This window comes from Streptomyces cavernae, assembly GCF_004023625.1.
Classification (GTDB): Bacteria; Actinomycetota; Actinomycetes; order Streptomycetales; family Streptomycetaceae; genus Streptomyces; species Streptomyces cavernae.
In genome coordinates this window covers 134399-159733 of sequence record NZ_RPDJ01000033.1, presented here as the reverse complement: position 1 = coordinate 159733, position 25335 = coordinate 134399, and the positions used below count along the sequence as shown (strand labels likewise).

The 25335-nt window shown below is 70.2% G+C and carries 21 protein-coding genes and 1 pseudogene; 6 read left to right on the top strand and 16 right to left on the bottom strand.

The annotated features are described in order from the left end of the window. Window positions 1-244: 244 nt before the first annotated feature. Window positions 245-358: pseudogene (locus tag EF387_RS35705) on the bottom strand (IS5/IS1182 family transposase); the annotation flags it as partial. Between the two features lie 403 nt (window positions 359-761). Between EF387_RS35705 and icmF the strand changes: the two are divergent. The 3 genes from icmF (at window position 762) to EF387_RS35690 (ending at window position 5930) form a co-directional block, all read left to right on the top strand. After that, window positions 762-3992 carry a fused isobutyryl-CoA mutase/GTPase IcmF gene (gene icmF, locus EF387_RS35700; protein ID WP_128380749.1) on the top strand — a complete coding sequence of 1077 codons (3231 nt, stop codon included), beginning with the start codon at window positions 762-764 and terminating at the stop codon, window positions 3990-3992. A 48-nt stretch (window positions 3993-4040) separates the two neighbouring features. Continuing rightward, window positions 4041-4901: a 3-hydroxybutyryl-CoA dehydrogenase gene (locus EF387_RS35695; RefSeq protein ID WP_128380748.1), complete on the top strand. Its 861-nt coding sequence runs from the start codon at window positions 4041-4043 to the stop codon at window positions 4899-4901. Window positions 4902-5069: 168 nt separating this feature from the next. Further along, a complete protein-coding gene (locus EF387_RS35690; RefSeq protein ID WP_238431880.1) occupies window positions 5070-5930 on the top strand; it encodes a nucleotidyltransferase domain-containing protein in 861 nt (286 codons plus the stop codon). A 263-nt stretch (window positions 5931-6193) separates the two neighbouring features. Here the strand turns inward: EF387_RS35690 and EF387_RS35685 are convergent, their stop codons facing one another. From EF387_RS35685 to EF387_RS35635, 11 genes are all read right to left on the bottom strand, one after another. Further along, window positions 6194-7435, bottom strand: coding sequence for an FAD-dependent oxidoreductase (locus EF387_RS35685; RefSeq protein WP_128380747.1), 1242 nt, complete (start codon window positions 7433-7435; stop codon window positions 6194-6196). An 85-nt stretch (window positions 7436-7520) separates the two neighbouring features. Beyond that, a complete protein-coding gene (locus EF387_RS35680; RefSeq protein ID WP_128380746.1) occupies window positions 7521-7814 on the bottom strand; it encodes a putative quinol monooxygenase in 294 nt (97 codons plus the stop codon). Window positions 7815-7874: 60 nt separating this feature from the next. Beyond that, window positions 7875-8525, bottom strand: a complete 651-nt coding sequence (locus EF387_RS35675; protein WP_128380762.1) for a CoA transferase subunit B — start codon at window positions 8523-8525, stop codon at window positions 7875-7877. A gap of 8 nt (window positions 8526-8533) precedes the next feature. After that, window positions 8534-9343 (bottom strand): CoA transferase subunit A, encoded by an 810-nt coding sequence (locus EF387_RS35670; RefSeq protein WP_128380745.1) that lies wholly within the window; start codon window positions 9341-9343, stop codon window positions 8534-8536. A gap of 166 nt (window positions 9344-9509) precedes the next feature. Further along, window positions 9510-10766 (bottom strand): MFS transporter, encoded by a 1257-nt coding sequence (locus EF387_RS35665; protein ID WP_128380744.1) that lies wholly within the window; start codon window positions 10764-10766, stop codon window positions 9510-9512. Between the two features lie 332 nt (window positions 10767-11098). Beyond that, window positions 11099-12052 carry a fumarylacetoacetate hydrolase family protein gene (locus tag EF387_RS35660; RefSeq protein WP_128380743.1) on the bottom strand — a complete coding sequence of 318 codons (954 nt, stop codon included), beginning with the start codon at window positions 12050-12052 and terminating at the stop codon, window positions 11099-11101. Window positions 12053-12143: 91 nt separating this feature from the next. Then, a complete protein-coding gene (locus tag EF387_RS35655; protein WP_128380742.1) occupies window positions 12144-13082 on the bottom strand; it encodes a VOC family protein in 939 nt (312 codons plus the stop codon). Between the two features lie 10 nt (window positions 13083-13092). Beyond that, window positions 13093-14076: an amidohydrolase family protein gene (locus EF387_RS35650; protein ID WP_238431879.1), complete on the bottom strand. Its 984-nt coding sequence runs from the start codon at window positions 14074-14076 to the stop codon at window positions 13093-13095. Between the two features lie 53 nt (window positions 14077-14129). Further along, window positions 14130-15257, bottom strand: a complete 1128-nt coding sequence (locus EF387_RS35645) for an FAD-dependent oxidoreductase (protein ID WP_128380740.1) — start codon at window positions 15255-15257, stop codon at window positions 14130-14132. A 67-nt stretch (window positions 15258-15324) separates the two neighbouring features. Beyond that, window positions 15325-16287, bottom strand: a complete 963-nt coding sequence (locus tag EF387_RS35640) for a cyclase family protein (protein WP_128380739.1) — start codon at window positions 16285-16287, stop codon at window positions 15325-15327. Continuing rightward, window positions 16284-17279, bottom strand: coding sequence for a fumarylacetoacetate hydrolase family protein (locus EF387_RS35635; RefSeq protein ID WP_128380738.1), 996 nt, complete (start codon window positions 17277-17279; stop codon window positions 16284-16286). Before EF387_RS35635 ends, EF387_RS35640 begins: the two co-directional genes overlap by 4 nt. 149 nt (window positions 17280-17428) lie before the next feature. Between EF387_RS35635 and EF387_RS35630 the strand changes: the two genes are divergently transcribed. Beyond that, a complete protein-coding gene (locus EF387_RS35630) occupies window positions 17429-18349 on the top strand; it encodes a LysR family transcriptional regulator (protein ID WP_128380737.1) in 921 nt (306 codons plus the stop codon). Window positions 18350-18360: 11 nt separating this feature from the next. Here the strand turns inward: EF387_RS35630 and EF387_RS35625 are convergent, their stop codons facing one another. Both EF387_RS35625 and EF387_RS35620 read right to left on the bottom strand, forming a co-directional pair. Continuing rightward, complete coding sequence (locus EF387_RS35625) at window positions 18361-18948, bottom strand: carboxymuconolactone decarboxylase family protein (protein WP_128380736.1); 588 nt, start codon at window positions 18946-18948, stop codon at window positions 18361-18363. Between the two features lie 322 nt (window positions 18949-19270). Next, window positions 19271-20236: a pirin family protein gene (locus EF387_RS35620; RefSeq protein ID WP_128380735.1), complete on the bottom strand. Its 966-nt coding sequence runs from the start codon at window positions 20234-20236 to the stop codon at window positions 19271-19273. A 225-nt stretch (window positions 20237-20461) separates the two neighbouring features. Here EF387_RS35620 and EF387_RS35615 point away from each other — a divergent pair, with 225 nt between their 5' ends. Next, on the top strand, window positions 20462-20803 hold the full coding sequence (locus EF387_RS35615; RefSeq protein WP_128380761.1) for a tetratricopeptide repeat protein: 342 nt from the start codon (window positions 20462-20464) through the stop codon (window positions 20801-20803). Between the two features lie 640 nt (window positions 20804-21443). On the opposite strand, the gene EF387_RS35610 is transcribed toward EF387_RS35615, so the two are convergent. Next, the gene (locus EF387_RS35610) at window positions 21444-22883 is read right to left on the bottom strand and encodes a PepSY-associated TM helix domain-containing protein (RefSeq protein WP_128380734.1); all 1440 of its coding nucleotides are present in this window, start codon (window positions 22881-22883) and stop codon (window positions 21444-21446) included. 195 nt (window positions 22884-23078) lie between these two features. Between EF387_RS35610 and EF387_RS35605 the strand changes: the two genes are divergently transcribed. After that, on the top strand, window positions 23079-23714 hold the full coding sequence (locus tag EF387_RS35605) for a peptide deformylase (protein WP_128380733.1): 636 nt from the start codon (window positions 23079-23081) through the stop codon (window positions 23712-23714). Window positions 23715-23771: 57 nt separating this feature from the next. Here EF387_RS35605 and EF387_RS35600 read toward each other — a convergent pair whose 3' ends face one another. Next, window positions 23772-25208, bottom strand: coding sequence for a dihydrolipoyl dehydrogenase family protein (locus EF387_RS35600; protein ID WP_128380732.1), 1437 nt, complete (start codon window positions 25206-25208; stop codon window positions 23772-23774). Between the last annotated feature and the right edge of the window lie 127 nt (window positions 25209-25335).

The window sequence follows — 25335 nt, the reverse complement described above, 5'->3', positions numbered from 1 at the left end:
ACGGGTCCCCTCGGGGCTTGTGGAGAGCCGGGTGCGGTGCCAAGTCGCATGCCCGGTTCGGGAAGCGGCTCCGGGGAAACGGGCCGGTCGAAAGACCGGAACCGCGCCCCGGGCCGACTTCACCAGCGAACGGGTCTCCCACCGCGCTATTGCTGTGACCGCAAACGTTCACCGGGTGCAAAGTGAAGGAGTGGCCGTTGATGCGATCCCGCATCGGAAACCCTGAGCCTTCCCAACCTCCGCTCGATGCGTTGAGGTGGAGGACGAGTATCGCCTGAACGAGGCTGGTGATGCGGGTGGTGCTGCACCGGAGCTTCCGCAGCAGGTGCCACGCCTTCAGGGCAGCCACGGCCTGCTCGCCCGTAGAGGTCCGACGGATTGCTCGAGATGCAAGCCGAGAGTTCGGTCTCCAGGTGTCGCATGCGGGCAGCGAGCCGGTTGCTGTGGTCCGGGGCGTGTACCAGGTCGGCTGGAGTGAGGCCCTGCTGACGAGTGCGCCGGGGTCGTGCCGGGTGGTCGGCGCCGGCTGCGTGGACTTCGGCGAGCAGGTCCTTGTGGCGGTAGGGGAAGGCTCGGTCTGCTCCGGCCTGCCGTGCTCTGCCCGAGGCGCCCAGATCTCGACCGGGCGCCGGCCGGTGTCGATGAGAAAGGTGGGGCTTCCTCTGTGCTGCTGTTCACACCGCCCTCGCCTCCAGCAATTTACTAGGACATCCTAGTATCTCTAGAGCCAGCGTCGCCGATCTAGCCCGGGAAGGCCCCCCATGAGTGATCTGCACCGCCCCGTGCATCCCGTCCGCCTGGTCACGGCTTCCGCCCTGTTCGACGGGCACGACGCGTCGATCAACATCATGCGGCGGATCTTCCAGTCCCAGGGCACCGAGGTGATCCACCTGGGACACAACCGCTCGGTGCAGGAGGTCGTGGACGCGGCGCTGGAGGAGGACGCGCACGGGGTGGCGATCTCGTCCTACCAGGGCGGGCACGTCGAGTACTTCGAATACCTGGTGCAGTCGCTGCGCACGCAGGGAGCGGACCATGTCCGCGTCGTGGGCGGCGGAGGCGGCGTCATCGTGCCCGAGGAGATCTCCCGGCTGCGCAACAGCGGAGTGACCATCTTCTCCCCGGAGGACGGCCAGCGGATGGGTCTCGCCGGGATGGTCAACTCGGTCGTGAAGGACTGCGACTTCGACCTGTGGGACGGCAAGCCGGCCGACGCCGCCGCCGTACTCGCCGGCGACCGGTTCGCGGTCGCCCGCGCCATCACCGGTGCGGAACTCGGCAAGCTGCCCCCGGACTTCCTGCGGCAGTTGCGTTCCGCTGCCGCCGCCGGCCCGGTTCCGGTGCTCGGTATCACCGGCACCGGCGGCTCCGGGAAGTCGTCACTGACCGATGAGTTGGTGCGCCGCTTCCGCGTCGACCAGCAGGACAAGCTGCGGATCGCGGTGATCGCGGTCGACCCGACCCGGCGCCGGGGCGGCGGTGCGTTGCTCGGCGACCGCATCCGTATGAACTCCCTGGACGGCAAGGGGGTCTTTTTCCGGAGCCTGGCCACCCGCGGCAGCCGCGAGCTGCCCGAGCACCTGTCCGACGTGATCGACGTGGTGAAGGCCGCCGGGTTCGATCTGGTGATCGTGGAAACGCCGGGCATCGGCCAGGGCGACGCGGCGATCGTGCCGTTCGTCGACACTTCGCTGTACGTGATGACGCCGGAGTTCGGCGCAGCCTCGCAGCTGGAGAAGATCGACATGCTCGACTTCGCCGACGTCGTGGCGATCAACAAGTTCGAGCGCCGCGGCGCCAAGGACGCGCTGCGCGATGTGGGTCGCCAACTGGTCCGCAACCGCGAGGCGTTCGGCATGAAGCCCGACGACATGCCGGTGTACGGAACCTCGGCGGCCACCTTCAACGACGACGGGGTCACCGCGCTCCACCAGCACCTGAAGACGGCTCTGGCGGACAAGGGTCTGCCCTTGTCGGAGGGCACGCTGGCGCCGGTCGACGTCCGCCATTCCTCCGGCATCCGGCAGGTGGTGCCCGCGGACCGGGTGCGCTACCTCGCCGAGATCACCGACACGGTCCGGGTGTACCACAGCGAGACCGAGCGGCTGGCCGAGGCGGCCCGGCGGGTGCAGCGCCTGGCAGCAGTCGAGGGCGAGCTCGCCGAGGCGGGCTCCGACGCCGGGAACGTGTCGTCGCTGCTGGCGGACGCCCGCAAACGTCTCCCGCATGAGGTCACGGAGCAGATCGAGAACTGGCCCGCCGTAGTGAAGTCCTACTCCGGCGACGAACAGGTCGTGAAGGTCCGGGACAAGGAGATCCGCACCAAGCTGACCCGCGAGTCCCTCTCGGGCAACAGGATCCCCCGCGTCGCCCTGCCACGCTTCACCGACCACGGTGAGCTCGTGCGTTTCTGGCGTCGGGAGAACCTGCCCGGCCACTTCCCCTTCACTTCCGGGGTTTTCCCCTTCAAGCGCGACGGCGAGGACCCGGCGCGGATGTTCGCCGGCGAGGGAGATCCGTTCCGCACCAACCGGCGTTTCAAGCTGCTCTCCGACGGCCAGTCGGCCACCCGGCTGTCCACCGCCTTCGACTCGGTCACCCTCTACGGCCGCGACCCGGACGAACGCCCGGACATCTACGGCAAGGTCGGCACCTCCGGCGTCTCGGTGGCCACGCTGGACGACATGAAGGCGCTCTACGACGGCTTCGACCTGGTCGCCCCGACCACCTCGGTCTCCATGACCATCAACGGGCCCGCGCCGACCATCCTGGCCTTCTTCCTCAACACCGCGATCGACCAGCAGATCGACCGCTTCCGGGCCGCCGAGGGCCGCGACCCCTCACCCGAGGAGACGGCCGAGCTGCGGGCGCACGCGCTGGCGAACGTGCGCGGCACGGTGCAGGCCGACATCCTGAAGGAGGACCAGGGCCAGAACACCTGCTTGTTCTCCACGGAGTTCAGCCTGCGGATGATGGCCGACATCCAGGAGTGGTTCATCGCCAACAAGGTCCGCAACTTCTACTCGGTGTCCATCTCCGGCTACCACATCGCGGAGGCCGGCGCGAATCCCATCAGTCAGCTCGCCTTCACGCTGGCCAACGGCTTCACCTACGTCGAGGCGTACCTCGCCCGGGGCATGCACATCGATGACTTCGCCCCCAACCTGTCGTTCTTCTTCTCCAACGGCATGGACCCCGAATACTCCGTCCTCGGCCGCGTGGCCCGCCGCATCTGGGCCGTCGCGATGAAGGACAAGTACGGCGCCAACGAACGCAGCCAGAAGCTGAAGTACCACGTCCAGACCTCCGGACGCTCCCTGCACGCCCAGGAGATGGACTTCAACGACATCCGCACCACCCTGCAGGCGCTCATCGCCATCTACGACAACTGCAACAGCCTGCACACCAACGCCTACGACGAGGCCGTCACCACCCCCACCGAGGACTCCGTCCGCCGGGCCCTGGCCATCCAGCTGATCATCAACCGGGAGTGGGGGCTGGCCATGAACGAGAACCCGCTGCAAGGCTCGTTCATCATCGACGAACTCACCGACCTGGTCGAAGAGGCCGTCATGCAGGAATTCGAGCGGATCAGCGAACGCGGTGGTGTGCTCGGCGCCATGGAGACCGGCTATCAGCGCGGTCGCATCCAGGACGAGTCGATGCTCTACGAGCAGCGCAAGCACGACGGCACCCTGCCCATCATCGGCGTCAACACCTTTCGCGCCCCCCACGCCGACACCGCGGAACCCGGCGCCATCGAGCTGGCCCGCGCCACCGAAGAGGAGAAGGTGTCCCAGTTGGACCGCGTACGGGACTTCCAGGCCCGCCACCGAGACCCGGCCCACGCCGCCCTGGCTGCTCTCAAGGACGCGGCGGTCAGCGGCCAGAACGTCTTCGCCGTCCTCATGGACGCGGCCCGGGTCTGCTCGCTCCAGCAGATCACCGAGGCCTTCTTCGAGGTGGGCGGCCAATACCGCCGCAACGTCTGAGGCACCTCACAGAACCACACCGCACCCACTCATCGGACAGGACATCAGATGAATCCCGTTACCCGTCTCGGCGTCGTCGGCTGCGGCCTCATGGGCTCCGGCATCGCCGAGGTCGCCGCCCGCAGCGGCATCGACGTCCGGGTGGCCGAGGCCACCCCGGACGCCGTCGAGGCCGGCCGCCGCCGGCTCACCGCATCCCTCGACACGGGGGTGCGGCGCGGCAAACTCAGTGAGGAACAGCGCGACCAGGCCCTCGCCCGGCTCTCCTTCACCCACGACCTCAGTGACATGGCCGACCGCCAGTTCGTCATCGAGGCCGTCGCCGAGAACCGCGACATCAAGACCGACGTCCTGCGCACCCTGGACAAGGCGGTCGAAGACCCTGCGGCGATCCTGGCCACCAACACCTCCTCCATCCCCATCGTCGACCTCGCCGTCGCCACCGAGCGACCGGGCCGGCTCATCGGAATGCACTTCTTCAACCCGGTGCCGGTTCAGCAACTGGTCGAGGTCATCCCCGCCCTCACCACCAGCCAGGAGACCGTCCAGCTCACCCGCGACCTCGTCGGCCGGCTGGGCAAACAGGCCATCCAGGCGCCTGACCGCTCCGGCTTCGTCGTCAACGCCCTGCTCGTGCCCTACCTGCTCAGCGCGGTACGGATGGTGGAGTCCGGTGCGGCACGCCCCGACGACATCGACCAGGGCATGGAACTCGGCTGCGCCCACCCGATGGGCCCGCTGCGTCTGCTCGACCTCATCGGCCTGGACACCGCCCAGGCGGTCGCCGAGTCCATGTACGAGGAGTTCAAGGAGCCGCTGTACGCGCCGCCCGCCCTGCTGCGCCGCATGGTCGCCGCCGGCCACCTCGGCCGCAAGAGCGGCCGCGGCTTCTACACCTACGACGCCTGATATGAGGCTGAAGCCCCGGTGTCCCTCGCGAGACTCTGCTGAAAGGGCGTTCCGGGCGTCGCGACGGGGCGGACGTCGCCTGTCGGGGCGCTAGGAACAGGTCGGCCGGGGCAGCCGGGGCAGCGTCGAGAGAGCGGTTCGCAGTTGGGGCGGCAGGCCGTGCCAGCCGTGTTCGTCGATGCTCCGCTGCGCCGCACGCAAGTGGACGTCGGCGGCAGCCCGGTCGTCGGCGGCGAGGTCCAGCAGGCCCCGCACGCCCTGGGCGCCGTGCTCGGTGGCTCGGCCGTCCAGGGCCGCGCCACCTCGGCCAGTGATCTGGACGTGGCCATCCTCCTACCAGACTCGGACAGCAGCCGCCGCGAGATCATCCGCCACGACGGCCGCCTGGCCGAGTTGTTCTTGCACACCGTCACGGACGTGCCCGAGTTCTTCCAGTGGGACCGTGCCCGTCGCCGCGGGACCGTTCTGTTCATCTATGCCGAGGGCTTGCCCCTGACCGACCCACACGGCTATTTGGCCCGTACCCGCGATAAGGCGCGAGCGGTACTCGCGGCCGGCCCTCCCGCCCTGACCCCGGCGGAGTGGGAGCACGGCCGTTACGTGCTCACCTGCTACATGGACGATCTGCTCGATACCTCGCCCGCTGATCGGTACGAGCAGCTGTCCATCGCCGACCACACCCTGCGCGAGGCAGCACACCTGCTGTCCGCCCACCACAGTGCGTGGACGGGTATCGGTAAATGGCTTCCGCGCAGACTGCTGAGCGCGGACCCGGAACGGGGTAAGTCTCTCCTGGACGGTCATCAGGCGGTGGCTGAACGGGCCGACCCCATGGCGTTGGCGACTGCGGTGAAGCAGGTGCTCGACCTGCTCGGCGGACCGCTGAGGGAGGGGTACTCACACCCTTCCCTGTTTCTCCAACACGGCTCGAACTTGGCCGGCGTTTTCGCAGTCCAACGGACTCCGTCTTTCGAGGGCTTGTTGGGACTCGACCGCGCCACGGGATGGGTGTTGCGCCCCACTTCCTGACAGCTCGGTACACGACTTCGCCGGGAACACGCCAGTTGCCCAGCAGTCCCGCACCCCGCAAGCCCTCGACCAGGTGCCGCATCACATCCGGATACGGAGCCGGACGCCAGGCCGAGCACGAAACACACCTTCGATGGGTGACGAGTCGGTGCAGGTGCCGAGGCCGGCGGTGAAACGGCGATGGGGCCGGCCGGCATCGCGGTGATCTCTGGGTCGGCAGTGTGTGGATGTCGCTTTCTCCGGCTGGGAGCCGGATGTGGTCGTCACTGTGCATTCGGGCTGCGGACGGCCGTGAAGCGTTGCTCGGCCTCGTCGAGGGCAGTGAGCTGGGCGAGGATTTCTCCCGAGGAATCCCCGATGACCTTCTGCAGGAACGGTGTGCGGTCGAGGAGGGCATCGCGTACGGGCCGCAGTGGTGCCGGTGCGTGGTGGAACACCTTGCCCAGCATCCATGCCTGCTGGACCTGGCGGGCGGTGTGCGGCTTGCGCGGTGCCTCGAACGCGTCCAGTGCGGCCCGTACGGCGGTGTAGTCGGACAGGTCCACTCCGGCCAGGCGGCGGCCGAGGAAGTAGCCGTCCTCGGTGGCCATGCCGGCACCGTAGGCGGCGTAGGGCGAGGTGGCGTGGGCGGCGTCGCCGACGAGCGTGGCCCGGCCCTTCGACCACTGCTTGATCGGCTTGCGGTCGCGCAGGACCCAGTGCTGCACGTTCTCCGGGTCGGTGGCGGCGATCAGCTGCGGCAGCGGGGCAGCGAAGTCGGCGCCCATCGCTGTGGCGGTGGCGTGCCGGTCTCCCGTGAACTCCTGGCGGGCGTCGTGAGCGCTGAGGACCCACCACTGGAATCCGTCACGACCCTTGTGCCGGATGTCGGTCCAACTGCCCTGCACGGTCCGGTTGTGGGAGATGACGCACAGTCCTCTCTCCGCCCGGACGTCCTCGGCGAAGGTGTACCCGCCGAAGATGTGCAGGTTGTGCTCGCGCTTGGGTGTATCGCCCCACAGGGTGCGCCGGACGAGAGAGTCGATGCCGTCCGCGCCCACCACGACGTCGACCTCGATGACATCGCCGTCGGCCATGTGCAGCCGTACGCCGGCCTCGTCCTGCTCGAAGCCGTCCACCGCGCGGTTGACCTGCAGCATGCCCGGCGGCAGTGCGGCGAGCAGCCGTTCGTAGAGTCCCGGCCGGAGCAGACCGATGAACCCGCCGCCATATCTCTGCACCACGTCTTCGGGGAGTTTCACCGTCGCCCGGGTGCGGCCGGCCGCGGAGCGGAACTCCGAGTGGCAGGGCGCGCCGAGATCAGTGGTGTCCACGCCGAGCAGGCCGAGCGCCTTGATGGGCGCCGGCCACAGGTTGAGGATGTTGCCGGCCGGCCGGGCCTGCGGATAGCGCTCCAGCAGGATCACGTCATGGCCGGCCTGGTGCACCGACAGGGCGGTGGCCATACCGGCCGGGCCGGCGCCGATGACGGCGACGCGACCGGGCTTGACGGGGGCGGTGCTCATAGGGGGCTCCTCGGTGGGATTTCGCCGGGCCCGGCCTGCTGCGGTGTGGCCAGGGCGGTGGGAGTCGGCCTGGGGCGCCGGTGTGTCAGCCGGAGTCGGGCACCCGGTGGATGGTGAGGCTGGGGGTGCCCTCGACCAGCTGTGCGGTGTGCGCCAGGAATTCCTGGGTGCGCGGGTGGGCCATGTGTGCGTCGAGTGCGTCCTGATCCCGCCAGGTCTCCAGGCTGACGATCGTGTTCTCGTCGTCGATGTCGGAGAAGAAGCCGTAGGAGTGGCATCCGTCTTCGACGCGGGTGGCCGCGGCCATCTCGCGGGCGGCGGACGTCAGGTCCTCCCTGCGTCCGGGGAGAGCTCGGGCACTGCCCATCGCGATGATCATGAATGCTCCTGTTGTCGTGGTCGTCGGCACGATCCGGAACCGTCAGTCGTCAGGAGCGGTTCAGCAGGCAGCCGTGAAGCTGTCCAGGCGCAGGGGAGCGCCGGTGCGAGCCGCGATGTCCTCGATGGTCACGTGCGGGGCTGTCTCGACGAGGGCGAGGCCGTGTTCGGTGACGTCGAGGACGCCGAGATCGGTGATGATCCGGTGGACGCAGCGCTCGCCGGTGAGGGGCAGAGTGCATTCGGTGAGAATCTTGGGGCTGCCGTCCTTGGCGGTGTGTTCCATCAGGACGATGACGCGGCGGGCGCCGTGGACGAGGTCCATGGCGCCGCCCATGCCCTTGACCATCTTGCCGGGGATCATCCAGTTGGCCAGGTCGCCGTGGGCCGACACCTGCATGGCTCCCAGGACCGCGGTGTCGATGTGACCGCCGCGGATCATGCCGAAGGAGAGCGCGGAGTCGAAGAAGGAGGCTCCGGGCAGGACGGTGACGGTCTCCTTGCCCGCGTTGATCAGGTCGGGGTCGACCTCGTCCTCGGTCGGGTACGGGCCGGTGCCGAGGATGCCGTTCTCGGAGTGCAGGACGACGTGGATGCCGGGCGGGAGGTGGCCGGGGATGAGGGTGGGCAGGCCGATGCCGAGGTTGACGTAGGAGCCGTCGGCGAGTTCGGCGGCGGCGCGGGCGGCCATCTGGTTCCGCGTCCAGCCGATGAGTGTGGTCATGCGTGTGTGGCCCCTCGTGTCGAAGACGCGGAAATGCGAACGTGTTCGATCTGCTTGTCCGCGGCCTGTTCGCCGGTCAGCTCCACCACCCGCTGGACGAAGACGCCCGGCGTGTGCACGGCGTCGGGGTTCAACTCGCCCGGCTCCACCAGTTCTTCGACCTCGGCGATGGTGATGCGGCCGGCCATCGCAGCGAGCGGGTTGAAGTTGGCCGACGCCTTGCGGAAGACGAGGTTGCCGTGGCGGTCGCCGCGCCAGGCGCGTACGAGAGCGAAGTCGGTGGTGAGGCCGTGCTCCAGGACGTAACGGCGGCCGGCGAATTCGCGGGTCTCCTTGGGAGGGGAGGCCACGGCGACCGTACCTCCCCCAGACTCCGTCCGGGAGGTGCCCCCAGCGGCGTAGCGCCAGGGCAGCCCGCCGCGGGCGACCTGGGTGCCCACGCCCGCCGGGGTGTAGAAGGCGGGGATGCCGGCGCCGCCGGCGCGCAGGCGTTCGGCGAGCGTGCCCTGCGGGACGAGTTCGACCTCCAGTTCGCCGGACAGGTACTGGCGGGCGAACTCCTTGTTCTCGCCCACGTAGGAGCCGGTGACGCGAGCAATCCGGCCCGCGGCGAGCAGGATGCCCAGACCCTGTCCGTCCACGCCGCAGTTGTTGGACACGACACTCAGGCCGGTCGCGCCCTGGTCGTACAGGGCTTGGATGAGGACGGCCGGGATGCCACTGAGGCCGAAGCCGCCGACGGCCAGCGAGGCGCGGTCGGTGATGTCGGCGACCGCCTCGGCGGCGCTCGCACAGACCTTGTCCATGGCAGGAGGGCCCTTTCTGTGTCAGGTTGCTGATGCTCGATGTGGGGGTGACCGCGTCCACCGTGCCGGTGCGGCCGAGCAGCGGCTTGCGGGCGCCCGCCCTGCGCAAGGCGGGCGCGGCGGATCCGGTCATGTCGGTCTCGGTGTGGCTGGGGTGGAGGGGAGTTCAGGCGGATGCCGTGCGGGCCGGGTTCCAGGCCCGCCACCGGGCCACCAGCAGTCCGAGCGCGACCGCCGCGGTTGCCAGCCCCAGCAGTCCCACGGCGCCGACCAGAGTGCCGACCGCCGACTCCACGGCGAGCAGCACCAGCGGGCACACGAACGCGCCGCCGAAGAAGGCCGCCGTCCACAGGCCCGTGCCCCGGCCGCGGTCCTCGTACTCCAGCCGGGACATGGCACTGGTGAGGAGCGCCGGCAACAGCATCCCCGTACCCAGGCAGTTGATCACCGCACCGATCACCAGCAGGGGGACACCGCCGGCGAGGAACATCACGCCGAAGCCGGCCGCGCAGATGGCGAAGACGGTGGGCAGCATCGGGTCCGGGGAGCGCTTCAGACGCGCGAAGGTGATTGCTCCGGCCACCGTGGCGGCGCTCGCGACCGCGGTGGCCAGACCGATCACACCGGTGTTCTCCACTCCGAGGCCGTCGAGCAGGTACGCCATCTCCACCGGAACGGTGTAGAAGACCATCGCCCCGAAGAAGGTCAGGGCGCAGATGCCCGCCATCTGCCGCCAGGGGAACGGGCGACGTGCGGGCCGGACACCCTCCGTGGCTCTCTTTGTGGCCTCGCGCACCGCCGGACTGGGGAGGGCGAGGGCCAGCACCGGGGCGAGCAGCAGGCTCACCGCGTAGACCCAGAACGGGACTCGCCAGCCCGCCGCGCCGGCAGCGCCCCCGAGCACGAAGAAGGCAGTGGCGGACGCGGAGGCGCACATGGTCTGCAGGGCTAGGTATTTCACCCGCCGGTGACCGGAGTAGTAGTCCCCGATCAGGGTGGTGCAGCAGGTCATGATGGCGGCCTCGGCGACGCCGACCAAGGCGCGGCTGGCGATGATCGCGCCCAGCGAGTCCAGCCAGAGCGGTGCTGTGCCGAACAGCGCGTACAGGACGGTCGCCACCAGCAGCAGACGCTTGCGGCCCAGGCGGTCGACGATCACCCCTGCGAACGGGGCCAGCAGCGCCAGCGCCAAGGCAGGAACGGTCAGCGCCAGCGGAACCAGCGCCTTGGCGCCGGGGATCGACGCGAAGTGGTCCTGCATCTTCGGCAGCACAGGAGCGATCAACACCGCCCCCAGCACGGGCAGACAACTGCCCGCCATCAGCGCCGTTACCCGCAACAGGTGTGCTGGGCCCGACACGCTCACAGGCGGCGGGGCGGAGTCATCGATCACGGCGGAGGGCAAGGGCACGGAAGCGGGCATGGTGACTGACTCCAGGGGACGATGTGTGGGAGCGGGCATGCCGCACAGGCGCGGGCGGCGCTCGGCATGCAGCGGAGGACGTCACACGACGCGGGATCGGGGACATGACGTGCGGGTGGGACGACTATGCGGTCTTTGAGGGCCGCCGCCCACCCTCCGTGCGATCGGTATTTCGGATGTGGCGCATCCGCGCAACGAATGGGGTGTGGCGGCCTGAGCAGGTCGGGCTGTGACATGTGAGCGGTTCCGGAGCCCGAAACGCCGGGACGCGAAGGGCACGTGCGTCGGGGCCGGGCACAGACCGGGCCCCGACCAGCTGCGTCCGGATCCGCTCAGGGGCGGCTGCGGGGACGTCGGCGGCCGGTCGGCAGGGGTACCGGCTCGGGGCCGGGGACGACGGTGTTGCGGACGGAGCCGAGGACGTCCGCGGTGAGGGTGACGGTGTCGCCGGGCTTGAGCGGAGGCGGGACCTGTTCGCCGCGTACGCCCCACAGTTCGGCCAGGCAGCCGCCGTTGCCGCAGGTGCCCGAGCCGAGTACGTCGCCGGGGCGGACGACGGTGCCGCGCGAGGCGTAGGCGACCATCTCCTCGAAGGTCCAGCTCATGTTGGACAGCAGGTCCTTGCCGACGACCTCGCCGTTGATCTCCGAGGTCAGGGCGAGTCGCAGGAACCCGCCGGCGTCCCGGTACGGTTCCACCTCGTCCGGGGTCACGAGGTAGGGGCCGAGGGTGGTGGCGGTGTCCTTGCCCTTGCAGGGGCCGAGTCCGACCTGCATCTCGCGGATCTGGAGGTCGCGGGCCGACCAGTCATTGAACAGGGTGTATCCGGCGATGTGGTCACGTGCCTGCTCGGGGGTCAGATCGCGCCCCTCACGGCCGATGACGACCGCGACCTCGAGTTCGAAGTCCAGAACCCCGCTGCCGGGCGGGTACGGCACGTCGTCGTGGGCACCGATGACGGCATGCGGGTTGCTGAAGTAGAAGGTGGGTGCGTCGTACCACACCTCCGGTACGCCCCGTGTGCGTTCTCCGGAACGCCGTACGCCCTCGATGTGTTCTTCGAAGGTGACGAAGTCTCTCACCGACGGCGGTTCGAGGGGCGGCAACAGCCGTACGTCGTCTAGCGGGACCGGGTCCGACAGGGCTGGGAGCTCTGTGGCTGCTTGTGGGAGACCGTAGTGGATCAGGCCGAGCAGCGTCGTGCCGTCGGGGAAGGGGTGTACGGCGGCACCGTCGACCACGCCGCAGTGACGGCGGCCTCCGTGCTCGTACGTGGCGAAGCGCATGGGGGCTCCAGGGGGTTGGGTCGGCCCGGGGGCGCGGCGGGCACTCAGGGCCATGAGCGGGGCGTCGCCGCGCTCCCGGAGCGGGAGAGGATCAGACCGGCGGGGCGGTGAAGCAGCCGCGGTCGGGGTCGTTGAAGGACTCTTTGGCGACCAGTTCGTTCACGGGGTTGGCGGTCCCCCACTGGTCCGAGACCTGGTCGGTGGAGAAGTCGTAGACGTGGGGGTGCCAGGTGTCCTCGTCCAGCTGCTCCAGCTCGGTGGTGTATTCGAGGGTGTTGCCGTGCGGGTCGTGGAAGTAGGAGAAGGTGTTGTCGCCCGCCAAGTGGCGGCCGGGGCCCCAGACCTTGTGCACTCCGGCGCGCAGCAGACGGCCGGTGCCGCGCATGTACTCGTCGATGCCGCGCATCTCGAAGGAGATGTGGTGCAGGGAGGTGTGCGGTCCCTGGGCGATGGCCATGGAGTGGTGCTGGGAGCTGATCCGCATGAAGTGCATGGCCTCACCCATCTTGGGGTGCCAGAGGGTGTCGGAGAGGCGGAACCCGAGGTGGCGCTCGTACCACTCCTTGGTGGCGTTCAGATCGGGGGAGTTGATGACGACGTGCGACAGCTTGACCGGGATCGACTCCTTCTCCTCGATCTTGCGGTGCTGCCGTACGGCGACGTCCGCGGAGACCTCGATGGTGCGCCCGTCGAAGTCGAAGAAGCGGAAGCCGTAGCCGCCGCCGGGTGTGTCGACCTTGCCCGGCTGGGAGATCAACCGCACGCCCCCGGCAAGGAGTCGTTCGGCGAGGGTGTCGACGTCGGCCGGGCTCGCGGCCCCGTAGGAGATCAGGTCGAGGCGCTTCTGGTCGGCCTTGCGCAGCCGCACGATGTACTGCTCGGGGCTGCCCTCGGCGGCGAGGAAGGAGATGCCGGAGTCCTCGGCGACCTTGGTCAGGCCCCAGATGCCGGAGTAGAAGTCGAGTTGCTTGTCGTAGTCGGGGACGGCGAGGTCGACGTGCCTCAGGTGGGTGAGCAGACGATGGCTCATGGGGTTCCTCTCAGGCGAGGTTGAGAAGGGCGGCGGCGTTTGTGCCGCGTATGGCGTGGAAGTCCGGCTCGGGCAGCCGGGCGGCGCGCAGAGCGGTGACCGGGTCCTCGGTGCCCATGTCGAAGGGGAAGTCGGAGCCGAGCAGCACGCGGTCGGCGCCGACGACGCGAACCAACTCGCGCAGCACGTACGGGTCGTGGACGAGGGAGTCGAAGTAGAGCTGTTTCAGGTAGCTGCTCGGCTCCCGGGCGCAGCCCCTGGCGTCGGGGCGGACCCGCCAGGCGTGGTCGGAGCGGCCGATGTGGGTGGGCAGGTACCCGCCGCCATGGGCGGCGATGAGCTTCAGCTCGGGATGCCTGTCCAGGACGCCGGAGAAGATCAGGTGGGAGAGGGCGACGGCGTTCTCGGTGGGCTGGCCGACGGTGTTGGACAGGTACCAGCGGTCCAGCCGCTCGTCGAGGGTGCAGCCGTAGGGATGCAGGAACAGCACCGCCCCGGTCTCCTCGGCGCGGCTCCAGAGCGGCTCGTACGCGGGGTCCGACACTTCGATGCCGGGCGCGTGCGAGGAGATCTCGACGCCCCGCAAACCCTGCTCCAGGGCGTGTTCGAGGGCTTCGACCGTCAGGTGCGGGTGCTGCAGCGGGACCAGTCCGAGGCCGCGCAGCCGGTCCGGGGCCTCGCCGCAGTGGGCCGCGGTGCCGGTGTTGGCCAGCTCCCACACGGTCCGGGCCAGGTCTTCGTCGGCCCAGTAGTGGTAGTCCGGGACAGGGGAGACCAGCTGTACGTCGACACCGCCGGCGTCCATCGCGGCCAGGCGGGCCCCCACGTCGGTGAGCTTCGCCATGCGGTCGCGGATCATCGGGCCGCTGACGGCCTGGGCCTCGGGCCCGTTGCGGCGGGCCTCCAGTGCGCGGGCGGCGGCGCGTTCGGGCCGTCCGGCGACGGCCTCCTCCAGCTCGGGGAGGACGACGTGGGCGTGCACGTCGACAGTCAAAGGGCGCGCAGCGCTTCCTTGGAAGGGCGGTGGTGGGAGACGGGTGGGCGCCGTCACGGCAGCTCCGTCAGAACGGTCATCGTGCGGTCGATCAGGCCGGGCACGTCGGCGTCGCGTACCCCGTCCAGTTGCCATCGGCAGATCTGGACGGCGCCGTCCACGACCAGCCGGACCCGGGGGACACGCCGCTCGTAGTACGCCGTGAGCAGTTCGTCGTCCCAGTCGTCGTGGCCGGCGAGCAGCTCCGCGAGGACGAGGGCGTCCTCCAGGGACATGGCGGCGCCCTGGGCGAGGGTGGGAGGACAGCTGTGTGCGGCGTCGCCGACGAGCACCACGCGGCCCCGGTGCCAGGAGCCCTCGACCAGATGCCGGGTGAACACCGTGTAGTTGACCTGCTCGGGATCGGTGATGGACGCGCGGATCTCGTTCCAGGCCCCGCCGTACGGCTCGGCGAGACGGCGCATCTCGTCGGCGTAGGTGTGGGGATCGAGGTTCGCGCGGTCCCGCTGGGGTTCGACGAGGTAGGCGTAGAGCGAGTCCTGACCGGTGGGGCAGTAGCCGGCGATGTAACAGGGCCCGCCGTAGGTGAGGTCGGTGCGCCGGACGCTCTCGGGGCGAGGGGCGCGGACGCGCCAGATGCCCATGCCGACGGGTTCGGGCCGCTCACTGATGCCGATCATGGCGCGGGTGGCGGAGTTGAGTCCGTCGGCGGCGACGACCAGGTCGTACCGGCCCGTGGTGCCGTCGCTGAAGGTGACGTCGACTCCTGCGGCATCCTGTTCCAGCCGCTGGACGGTGGTGCCGAGCCGGACTCGGGCGCCTGATCTTCGTACCGCTTCGATGAGGATGTGCTGGAGGTCGGCCCGCCGCATGCCGACGATCGCGGGCAGGTCGGGGCCGCCGGTGCGGTAGTGGGACTCGACGTGGAGCACCGTCCCGTCGGGGGCGGTGATACCGAGGTCGTCGAACCCGAAGCCGTGCTTCTCGGCCCCCTCCCAGACGCCGATCTCGCGCAGCACGCGCAGGGCGTTGCCCTGGGTGGTGATGCCTGAGCCGTGGACGTTCCAGTCGGCCTTGCATTCGACGAGGTCGACGTCGATGCCGGCCTTGCGGAGCAGGACGGTCAGACCGTTTCCTGCGGTGCCGCCGCCGACGACGAGGACGGTGCGGGGGTCGGTCATGGGAACTCCTTTGTCCCTCTTGCTGCTTCACGGCGATCGGCTGTTTCGGGGCTGCCGGGTCGGTGTGCTACTTGACGGCGATGGGGTTGACGGGTGAGCCGACGGCGCCGGTGATGGGCAGGGGCGCCGCGGTGAGCCAGAACGCGTAGACGCCGTCGTCCGCACAGTCCGCCGCGAGCGCTTCCAGGTCCCACATCTCGCCGACCAGCAGACCCATGTTGGGGATGACGACCTGGTGCAGCGGCTGGAAGGCGCCCTCGAACTCGTTCGGCCGCACTTCGAAGCCCCAGGTGTCGGTGGCGACGGCGGCGATCTCGGTGCGGTGCAGCCAGCCCGCGGTGGTGAAGGACAGGCCGGGCGCGTCTCCGCCGGCGTAGTCACCCCAGCCCTCGCGCCGGGCGCGGGCCAGCTGGCCGGTGCGTACCAGGACGATGTCCCCGCGGCCGACGGCCACCCCGTGCGCCTCGGCGGTCGCGGTCAGGTGCTCCTCGGTGATGGCGAAGCCGTCGGGCAACTCCCCGTCGGTGCCCATGACCCGTCCCACGTCGAGGAGGACGCCGCGCCCGGCCACATGCGGGGCCATGTGCTCGATGCCGGTGATCAGGTCGCCCTCGGCGGTGACGACCTTTCGTGCGTCGCGTCCGTTCCACGCCTTGCCGTGGTCGAAGACGTGGCCGAGTCCGTCCCACTGGGTGGAACACTGCAGCGGCATCGTGATGAGGTCGTCGGCGCCGCCGATGCCGTGCGGGGAGCCCTGGTTGTCGAGGGCGGCGTCGGTGCCGGTCATCAGCATGGTGTGGATGGGGTTGGTGCGCCTGCGCCAGCCCTTCTGCGGGCCGTTCATGTCGAAGCGCTGTGAGAGAGAGAAACTCACCCCGCGTCGGCCCAGGGCCATACCCTCGCGGCGTTTCGCCTCGTCGAGGAAGTTCAGGGTGCCGAGCACGTCGTCCTCGCCCCAGCGTCCCCAGTTCGAGTACGCCTTGGCGGCCTCGGCGATCGCGCCCTCGGGATCGGTGCGGTCCAGGCTCATGACGCCGTCTCCGCCGTGCATCGCGTGCGTTGGACGCCCAGTCCGGTGATCGACCCCTCCATGACGTCGCCGTCGCGCAGCAGCCGTCCCCAGTGGATGCCGTTCCCGGCCGGGCTGCCCGTGAGTACCAGGTCGCCGGGCAGGAGCCGGGAGGTCCGGGAGATGTACGACACCAGTCGCGCGATGCCGAAGAGCATGTCCTTGGTGGACTCGTCCTGCATGGTCTCGCCGTTGAGCCTGAGGGTGACCCGCAGGTCGCCCGGGTCGGCGATCGATTCGGCGGGGACGATCCACGGGCCGAGCGGGGTGAAGCCGGGGGCGTTCTTGCAGCGCAGCCAGTCGGTGCCGATGCCGGGCATGTCCTGGCGGAAGACGGTGGCGCGGTCGGTGAGGTCGTTGGCGATGGTGTAGCCGGCGACGTACTCCAGCGCCTCCTCCACACAGACCTGGTGGGCGGGTCTGGCGATCACGGCCGCCAGCTCCAGCTCCCAGTCCGGCTGTGTGGCCCATGCCGGGAGCACGATGTCGTCGTACGGGCCGGTGATCGCGCTCGGCAGGCCGATGAACACGTAGGGCAGGTCCTCGCGCGCTCGCCGGTCCATGACCTCCGCGAACTCCGCCCGCGCCTCCTCGACCGTGCGGGGATCGTCAGGGGAGCGGTGGGCGACTGCCAGGTCGATCACGTGCTGCCGGTAGTTGGCGCCGGACTGGAAGACCTGCCGCGGCTCCACCGGGGCATGTACCCGCAGACCGTCCAGCGGCAGCAGGGCGCCGGCCGTGTCCGCGGCCAGACTGCGCAGACGGGGCAGCACCTCGTCCCACCCCTCCAGCAGTGTGCGCACGGTGAGCTGCGGCGCGCCCAGCGCGGTACGCAGGTCCAGCACACGGGCGTCCGACAGGACCAGAGCGGGAAAGGGCGTCCGACCTGGTGCGCTGACGGTGCCGAGGGCGAAGGGGCCGGAGAAGAGTGGTGAATCGACATCACGTTTCACGGATGTGTCCTCTCGGTGGCGGTGCGACTAATCTGGCCGTCCCGCATCCGATTGGGGAAATCGATTCGCCGGATGAAGCCCATCGGTTTCACCGATGAGCTTCAGGTCCCGTCTCTCGTCTCCGCGGCCGACCAGCGCTCGGGAGTGTCATGCATTTGGCCAGCCTTGACCTGAATCTGCTGGTGGCTCTGCGCGCTCTGCTGGAGGAACGCAACGTCACCAGGGCCGGGCAGCGCATCGGGCTCAGCCAGCCCGCCATGAGCGGCGCCCTCGCGCGACTTCGCCGGCATTTCGACGACGAGCTCCTCTTCAGGACCGGCAACAGCTACGAGCTGACCGCCCTCGGCCAAGCGCTGCTGGACCGGACGGCCAGGGCCTGCGACATGGCGGAACGGGTCTTCAGCAGCCAGGCCGAGTTCGATCCCGTCCAGGACGGCCACGAGTTCAAGATCATCGCTTCGGACTACGCCGTGACGGTCTTCGGCACCGAACTGACCCGCGTCCTCCACGCGGAGGCGCCCGGCGTCCGGCTCCATTTCGAGCTGACCCCCGCCACGGTCACCGAGGAGACAGCCGCACTGCTGAGCACCACTGACGGGATGCTCCTGCCGCACGGCTTCATCAGCGGTTACCCGGCGGTCGAGGTCTTCCAGGACCGCTGGGTCTTCGTGGTCTCACGGGACAACGAGGAGGTGGGGGACGCGCTCACGCCCCACGATCTGAGCCGGCTGCCCTGGGTGACGTATCGGCGGCTGTACGACACGACGTCCACGCGGCAGCTGAGCATGCTCGGTATCGAGCCCCGCTCGGAGGTCTCCGCCGACACCTTCCAGGCACTGTGCTTCCTCGTCGCCGGAACCCGCAGGATCGCCCTCGTCCAGGCCCGGCTCGCCGAGCGACTGCGCGAAACGGCCGGCATCCGCGTCATGGAGCCGCCGCACGGCATGGTGCCCCTCCACGAAGCCCTGTGGTGGCACCCCGTACACACCCACGACGCGGCGCACATGTGGCTTCGCGAGACCATCGCGCGCGTCGCGAAACGGATGGCAGAGCGCTCACCGGAGGGGTGACCAGGCTGCCCTCAGGGCGCCGAGGACCTCGGCTTGCCTTCCTCACCCGCGAAGACGCGGAGCTGCAGGGCGAGGGTGGAGTAGTAGCCCACCAGGGTCGTCAGCTCGAACAGGCCGCGTTCACCGATCGCCGACACCGCCGTGCGGTACTCGTCGTCGTCCAGGCTGCCGGAGCGCAGCAGCGAGGCCGTGGTCCGCAGGGCGATCGTCTCGTCCGGGTCGGTGACGTCCGGCAGCACACCGGAGCGCAGTGAGTCGAGTTCCTCCTCGGTCAGACCGCAGGCACGCCCCACGGCTTCGTGCGCCTCGCGTTCGAACGCGCTGCCCCAGTGCGTGGCGACGAGGAGGACGGCCATTTCACGGACGCGGTCGCTGAGAGAGGACCGGTAGCGCACCGCCGCACCCACGCCCTGCAGCGCGGCTCCGACCGGAGGACTGAGCAGCATCGCGTTGAACGGCCCCCGAAGCCGTCCCTCGCTGTCGGTGAGGGCGAAGAGCTGGGGACCGGCGGCGCGCGGGCCTCCGGAGATCGACCGGTAGACCGCGGCTTGTTCCTCGCTCATGTCCCCGGGAAGGAACCCGGCCAGACGGGCGACCATCGTCGCTCCCTTCGTTCGGTGCCGGGGAACTATAGCCGCGCGGCTCCCCGGAGTGTGTCAGCCCTCGCGGCGCAGTGCGGCCGGCGTCGTACCGAGGTGGGAGTGGACAAGGCAATCAGGCCCTCGTCGCGGGCGAGTTCTTATACGCGGGCGACTGCGCCGCCCAGCTCAAGCAGACCTACGCCACTACGGACAGGGTTCAGCACCGGGTCCGTGAACTGACGCGATCCGTGAACTGACGCGATCGTCCCCCTCGGCAGGCTCTGCCGAGGGGGACGGAGAATGTTCCTGACGGGGATGCACCGAGGCACATCACCGCAGTTCAGCGCACCCTCCCCCGCGGTTTCAGCGCCACCGGCGGCAGCTCCGGAGCAGGCAGCGGATCGCCGTCGTAGCCCTTCACCTCGCCGAAGCGGGAGCCCTCCATCCAGCCCTTCCGCGCCTCCTCGATCTCGCCCTGCGTCCGCCCGATGAAGTTCCACCACATGATCAGCTCCTCCTCGAACGGTTCGCCGCCGAGGAGCATCAGGCCCGCTTCCGAGGCTGCGCGCAGGGGGAGTCCGGTGCGGCCGCAGCCGAGGTAGAGCATGGAGCCGGGCAGGAGAGGGACGCCGTCGACGTTGGCCTCGCCGGACATGGACAGGACCGCGTACTCGAAGTCCGGATCCAGCGGGAGGCGCACGTCGGCGCCGCTCGTGAGGGCGAGATCGGCGCCGACGATCGGGGTGTACGTCGTACCGGGCGAGGTCGCTCCGTCCATGGTGCCCAGGATCAGCGTGGCCCGCAGGCCCGGTGCGGTGACCACCGGCAGTTCCGCGTGGTGCTCGAAGTGCGGGTGGGTGTGGCGGTGACCGTCCGGCAGGGCCACCCACAACTGGGCGCCGTGCAGGAAGCGGGCGTGCGACCGAGGACTCTCCTCGGAGTGGCTGATGGCCCGGCCGGAGGTCATCAGGCCCAGTTCGCGCGGGCGGATCGTCTGCAGGCTGCCCGTGGAGTCGCGGTGCAGCACCTCGCCCTCGTGCAGCCAGCTCACCGTCTGCAGACCCATGTGCGGGTGGGGCGGAACCTGCATGCCGGGCTCGTCGGCGATGTCGTCGGGACCGTAGTGATCGACGAAGCACCAGGCGCCCACCATACGGCGGCCCAGATTGGGCAGCAGCCGGCGGACTTCGGTGGACTCGCCGAGCTGCACCGTGCGGGGGCTGAGAAGTTCGCGCACCGGTTCGGCCACCACGAACCCCCGGCCGCCGCACAGTGCGGGCACCGCCTCGCGATCAAGATTGCTCATGTCGCCCAACCTAGCCCCGCCGGGGCCCCGTCGTCAGTCCCCCGGCCGGTCCACCGCGGCACACTTGGCCGAGAAGCTCGGGCGACCCACCTCCAGTCGGAGCCAGAGCCGCGAGAGCCACGACCGGCCAGTGTTAGTGAAATATTCAACCAACCTTCGGTGTTGGCGGGGTCGTACGACGTCGAAGCCGGGGTCGTACGACGTCGAAGGAGGTCACGAGTGGAGATGACGTACTACGGCCACGGGACAGCCGCCGAGCGCTGGGAGCGCGCGCGGATGTTCTTCGACGCCAAGGACTACGCCGCCGCGGCGCGGGTCCTGGACGAGCTGGTCGACGAGGTGCCGGAGCAGACCGGACCGCGGCTGCTGCTGGCCCGCGCGTACTACCACTCGGCCCAACTCCGCCGCGCCGAGGACGAGTTGCGCTTCCTCGTGGAGCGCGACCCGGTGGAGCACTACGCCCGGCTCATGCTGGGCCGGACGCTGCAGCGCCAGGGACGCCACGAGGAGGCGGAGTCCCACCTGCGGATCGCCTCGGCTCTCTCGGGCGAGTTCGACCCTCGCTGAGCACCGCGCGGCGCCGTCCCCGGAGACGGCGCCCAGGCACATTGACGCCCTCGCCTGCGGTGAAGGCAAGCGATTCCGGCCCGCACCGCCACGCGATGCGACCATGGGTTCCTGCTTCACAGGCCCTCGCCCACTCTCTTGCGAGAGCCGGTCTTACATGAGCCTCCACAGGCGTTACTTTCCGCCCGTCCGGCGGTAGGTCGGACAGCTCCGCCTGTCCGAACGACGCGCTCCCAGCCCTGGTTCTGCTCTCCTCCGGGCCGCTACGGCAAGGATGCCCTGCACCTCCACCCTGAAGGGCGGAGCACTGGGCAAGTGTTCGGCAGCCGCAGTCGCAGCAGTCCGTCGTGCGCGGCACGGCCGTGTCGAAGCCGGCCAGGACGGCCCTCGCGGTCCCGCACGCACCGAGGCGAGGCCGCGGCGGGCGGCTGGAGCGATGAGAGCGACGAGAGCGGCGTCGAGGTCCGGGCGGGCCTCGACGTCGCTCTCGCCGTCCAGCAGCCGCCCGCGCACCTCAGCACGGTCGGCGAAGCCTGCCCGCGATGGCCGCCGTCGGGTCCGGAGGTAGGACCATGCCAGACCATTCCGCCTCGCTCACGGGCTCTACGTCACCCGGCGATCAGCCGAGCCGGGCCCCGGCTCAGGAGTCGGCGGATACTCGTGTCTTCCTGCGGTGGGCGATCTCGCCGAGGACGACGTCGGCGGCGATGAACGCGACCAGCGGTATCCCGAGCAGCGGCACGAAGTAGCCGAGTACGGCGACGGCCGCCGGCAGTGGCACGAGGATCTGTGGCGGCACCTGCTGCCAGGCGCCACGCGGGATCGGGCGGCCGAACGTCCTGCCCCGTCCGCGCTGCCACCACATGCGGTAGCCCCACACGATCAGCAGGATCAGCGCCAGCGCGAGGGCCATCAGCACGAGCTGGTTGGCGATCCCGAAGAGCGTGCCGGTGTGCGCGTCGATGCCCCAGCGGGTCAGTTTGGCGAGCACCGGGTAGTCCGCGAACCGGAGCACGTCGGTGACCTCGCCGGTGGTCGGGTCCACGGCGACCGCGTCCTGCTTCTCGGGCCAGCTGCGCTGGACCTGCTTCACCACGTAGCCGGACGACGCGTCGGCGGGCGGGACGATCTCCACCGGGTCGTCGAGCCCCTCGGCCCGCGCGGCAGCGAGGACCTTGTCGAGGCCGACGCCGTGCTCGGTGCCGCCGGACCCGGCGGCGGCGTCGTGGTTCGCGTGGTCCCCGGCCGCCGCGGCCGAGATGGTCGGGGTGGTCTGACCGAGGGCGGTCCGCAGGTCCTCGACACTGGCCCCGGCATACGCCGACCAGGTCAGGCCCGTCGCGGAGAGGAAGAAGAACCCGGCCGCCGCCCATACGCCGACGGTGCCGTGCAGCCCCAGGGTGCGGCGGCGTCCGCTGGTACCGCGCAGCTTGCGCTGGGTACGGCGGCGCGCGAACCACAGCACGAGCCCGCCGCCGGAGATCACCCACAGCCAGCTGGCGGCGAGTTCGCTGTAGAGGCGGCCGGTCTCACCGAGGTGCAGATCGCGGTGGAACTCGTCGATCCAGGTGCGCAGCGGGAGAGCGCCGGTGGATCCGTACTGCTCCAGGGCGCCGCGCACCTTCCCGGTGTACGGGTCGACGAAGACGGCGAGCGTACGGTCCTCGGCGACGCCGGGGACACCGGAGAGCATCACCCTGGTCGTGGCGTCGGCCTCCGGAGAGGGCCGCACCGCGGAGACGGCGCCCTCGGGGTGGGCCTTGCGGGCGGCGGCGACCTGCTCGGAGATCGGCAGCTTGGTGTCCCCCACCGAAGGGACCGTGAGCTCGTGCGCGTACACGAACTTCTCGGCCTGGAACGAGGCGGCGTACAGGAAACCGGTGGCGGCCGCGACCAGCAGGAAGGGCGCGACCAGCACGCCCGCGTAGAAGTGCAGGCGCAGGACGAGCGGGCGCAGGGTGGACCAGGTGCCGCGGGTCGGCGTGGGGGCACCGGACTGCGCGGACTCGCCCGCTTCGGGGGAGTTCTCGGCGGAGTCCTCGGGGGACTCGCCCGTCTCGGTGGTGGGAGCGGTGGACATGGCGGCGGGTTTCTCCGGGGAGCTCGACTCGGGGCCGCTGCGGGGTTCAGGGCCGGGACAGAACAGGAGTCGGGCGGTCGGTGCCGGAAGTTCCCGGCCGGAGAAGTGACGTACGCCACAGCCGCCGGGGCGGGCAACTCGCCCGGTTTCCGGTCCTGTTGGCCCGTCACGCTCCTCGCTTGGCATCCTGGCCGAATGCCATCTCCAAGTGACCGCGTCGCCGACCTCGTGGCGCGACTCCTCGCCCCGGGCGGCCCGTTGCCGATCGTCGCGGCCGGTGACCCCGTGCTGCGCCGGCCCGCCGATCCCTTCGACGGCCAGCTGGACGCCGCGCTGCTCGCCCGCTTCGTGGCGGCGCTGCGCGAGACGATGCACGCGGCTCCCGGGGTGGGGCTGGCGGCGCCGCAGGTCGGGGTGCCGCTGCGGATCGCGGTGATCGAGGATCCGGCGCCGGTACCGCCGGAGATCAGTGAGGTCCGTGGCCGGGTGCCGCAGCCGTTCCGCGTTCTGGTCAACCCGTCGTACGACCCGGTGGGGACGGTCCGGGCCGCGTTCTTCGAGGGGTGTCTGAGTGTCCCGGGCTGGCAGGCGGTGGTGGCCCGGCCGCTCGAGGTGCGCCTGCGCGGGCAGGACGAGCACGGCCGCGAGCTGGACGAAGTCTTCGCGGGCTGGCCCGCCCGTATCGTCCAGCACGAGACGGACCATCTGAACGGCACGCTCTACCTGGACCGGGCGGAACTGCGGTCGTTGTCGTCGAGCGAGGCGGTTGCGGAGCGGTGGGCACAGCCGACGCCGGCCGTTGCCGCCGAGGCGTTGGGGTTCTCGCTCTGAGCCCTGAGCAAGGGGCGCCAGAACGGTTCTCCCGCCCCTTCCCCGCCCCGCCCTCGGCTACTTCCCGTCCCGATATGCCTCCAGCAACCTCAGCCACACCTCACTGATCGTCGGGTAGGAAGGCACCGCGTGCCACAGCCGGTCGATCGGTACCTCCGCGGCCACCGCGATCGTCGCCGAGTGGATCAGTTCGCCGACGCCCGGCCCGACGAAGGTGACGCCCAGGAGCGTTTCCGTGTCGAGGTCGACGATCATCCGGGCGCGGCCCCGGTAGCCGTCCGCGTAGAGACTCGCTCCGGCTACGCCGGAGAGGTCGTAGTCGACGGCGCGGACCCGGCGGCCGGACTGCTCGGCCTCGGCCAGGGAGAGGCCGGCCGAGGCCGCCTCGGGGTCGGTGAAGACGACCTGGGGGACCGCCCGGTGGTCGGCGGTGGCCGAGTGGGCGCCCCAGGGGTCGGTTTCCAGCAGGGGGACCCCGGCCGCCCGGGCGGCGATCGCGGCGCCCGCGACCCGTGCCTGGTACTTGCCCTGATGGGTGAGGAGCGCGCGGTGGTTGACGTCGCCCACGCCGTAGAGCCACTTGCTGCCGGTCACCCGGAGGGAGTCGTCCACCGAAAGCCAGGAGCCGGGTTCCAGCCCGACCGTGTCGAGGCCGAGGTCGTCGGTGCGGGGTGCGCGCCCGGTGGCGAAGAGGATCTCGTCGGCCTCGATGCGGTCACCGGTGCCGGTGAGGGCGACGACCGTGGAGCCGCTGCGCGTCACGGAGGTCACGGAGGTCGCTGTGCGGACGTCCGCGCCGCCCTCCGTCAGCGCCTCGGCGACGAGTTCCCCCGCGAAGGGCTCCATCCGCGGCAGCAGGCCCTTGCCGCGGACCAGCAGCGTGACCTGCGAGCCGAGGGCCTGCCAGGCCGTGGCCATCTCGGTGGCCACCACTCCCCCGCCGACCACGATGAGCCGGCCGGGCACGGACTGCGCGCTGGTGGCCTCGCGGCTGGTCCACGGCCTGACCTGGTCCAGCCCGGGCAGGTCCGGCAGCACGGCCCGGGTGCCGGTGCACACGGCGACGGCGTGCCGTGCGGTGATCTCGTGTCGTTCGCCGTCGGGTCCGTCGACCGTGACCCGGCGCTCCCCGGCCAGCCGGCCGTGCCCGCGGTAGAAGTCGGCTCCCGTGCCATTGAGCCAGGAGATCTGGCCGTCGTCCTTCCAGTGGGACGTGAACGCGTCACGGCGGGCCAGGATCGCGGGGGCGTCGAGGGGGCCCTGCACTGCGTGGCGCAGTCCGGGGAGCCGGCGGGTGTCGGCCTGGGCGATCACCGGTCGCAGCAGTGCCTTGCTGGGCATACAGGCCCAGTACGAGCACTCGCCGCCGACGAGTTCACTCTCCACGACCGCGGTGGACAGGCCGGCCGCGCGGGTGCGGTCGGCGACGTTCTCCCCCACCGGCCCGGCCCCGAGCACCACGACGTCGTACGTATTGGATTCCGTTTCCGTCATGGGCTCCAGTCTGGCTGGTGTGCGCCTGGGCCACATGGGTAAGCGCGCGGAATACGCCGCCCCGGGGTGGCGTTGTGCACACCGGTCTCCTTCGAGGCCCGACATCAGGAGAAGAGGTATTCACACC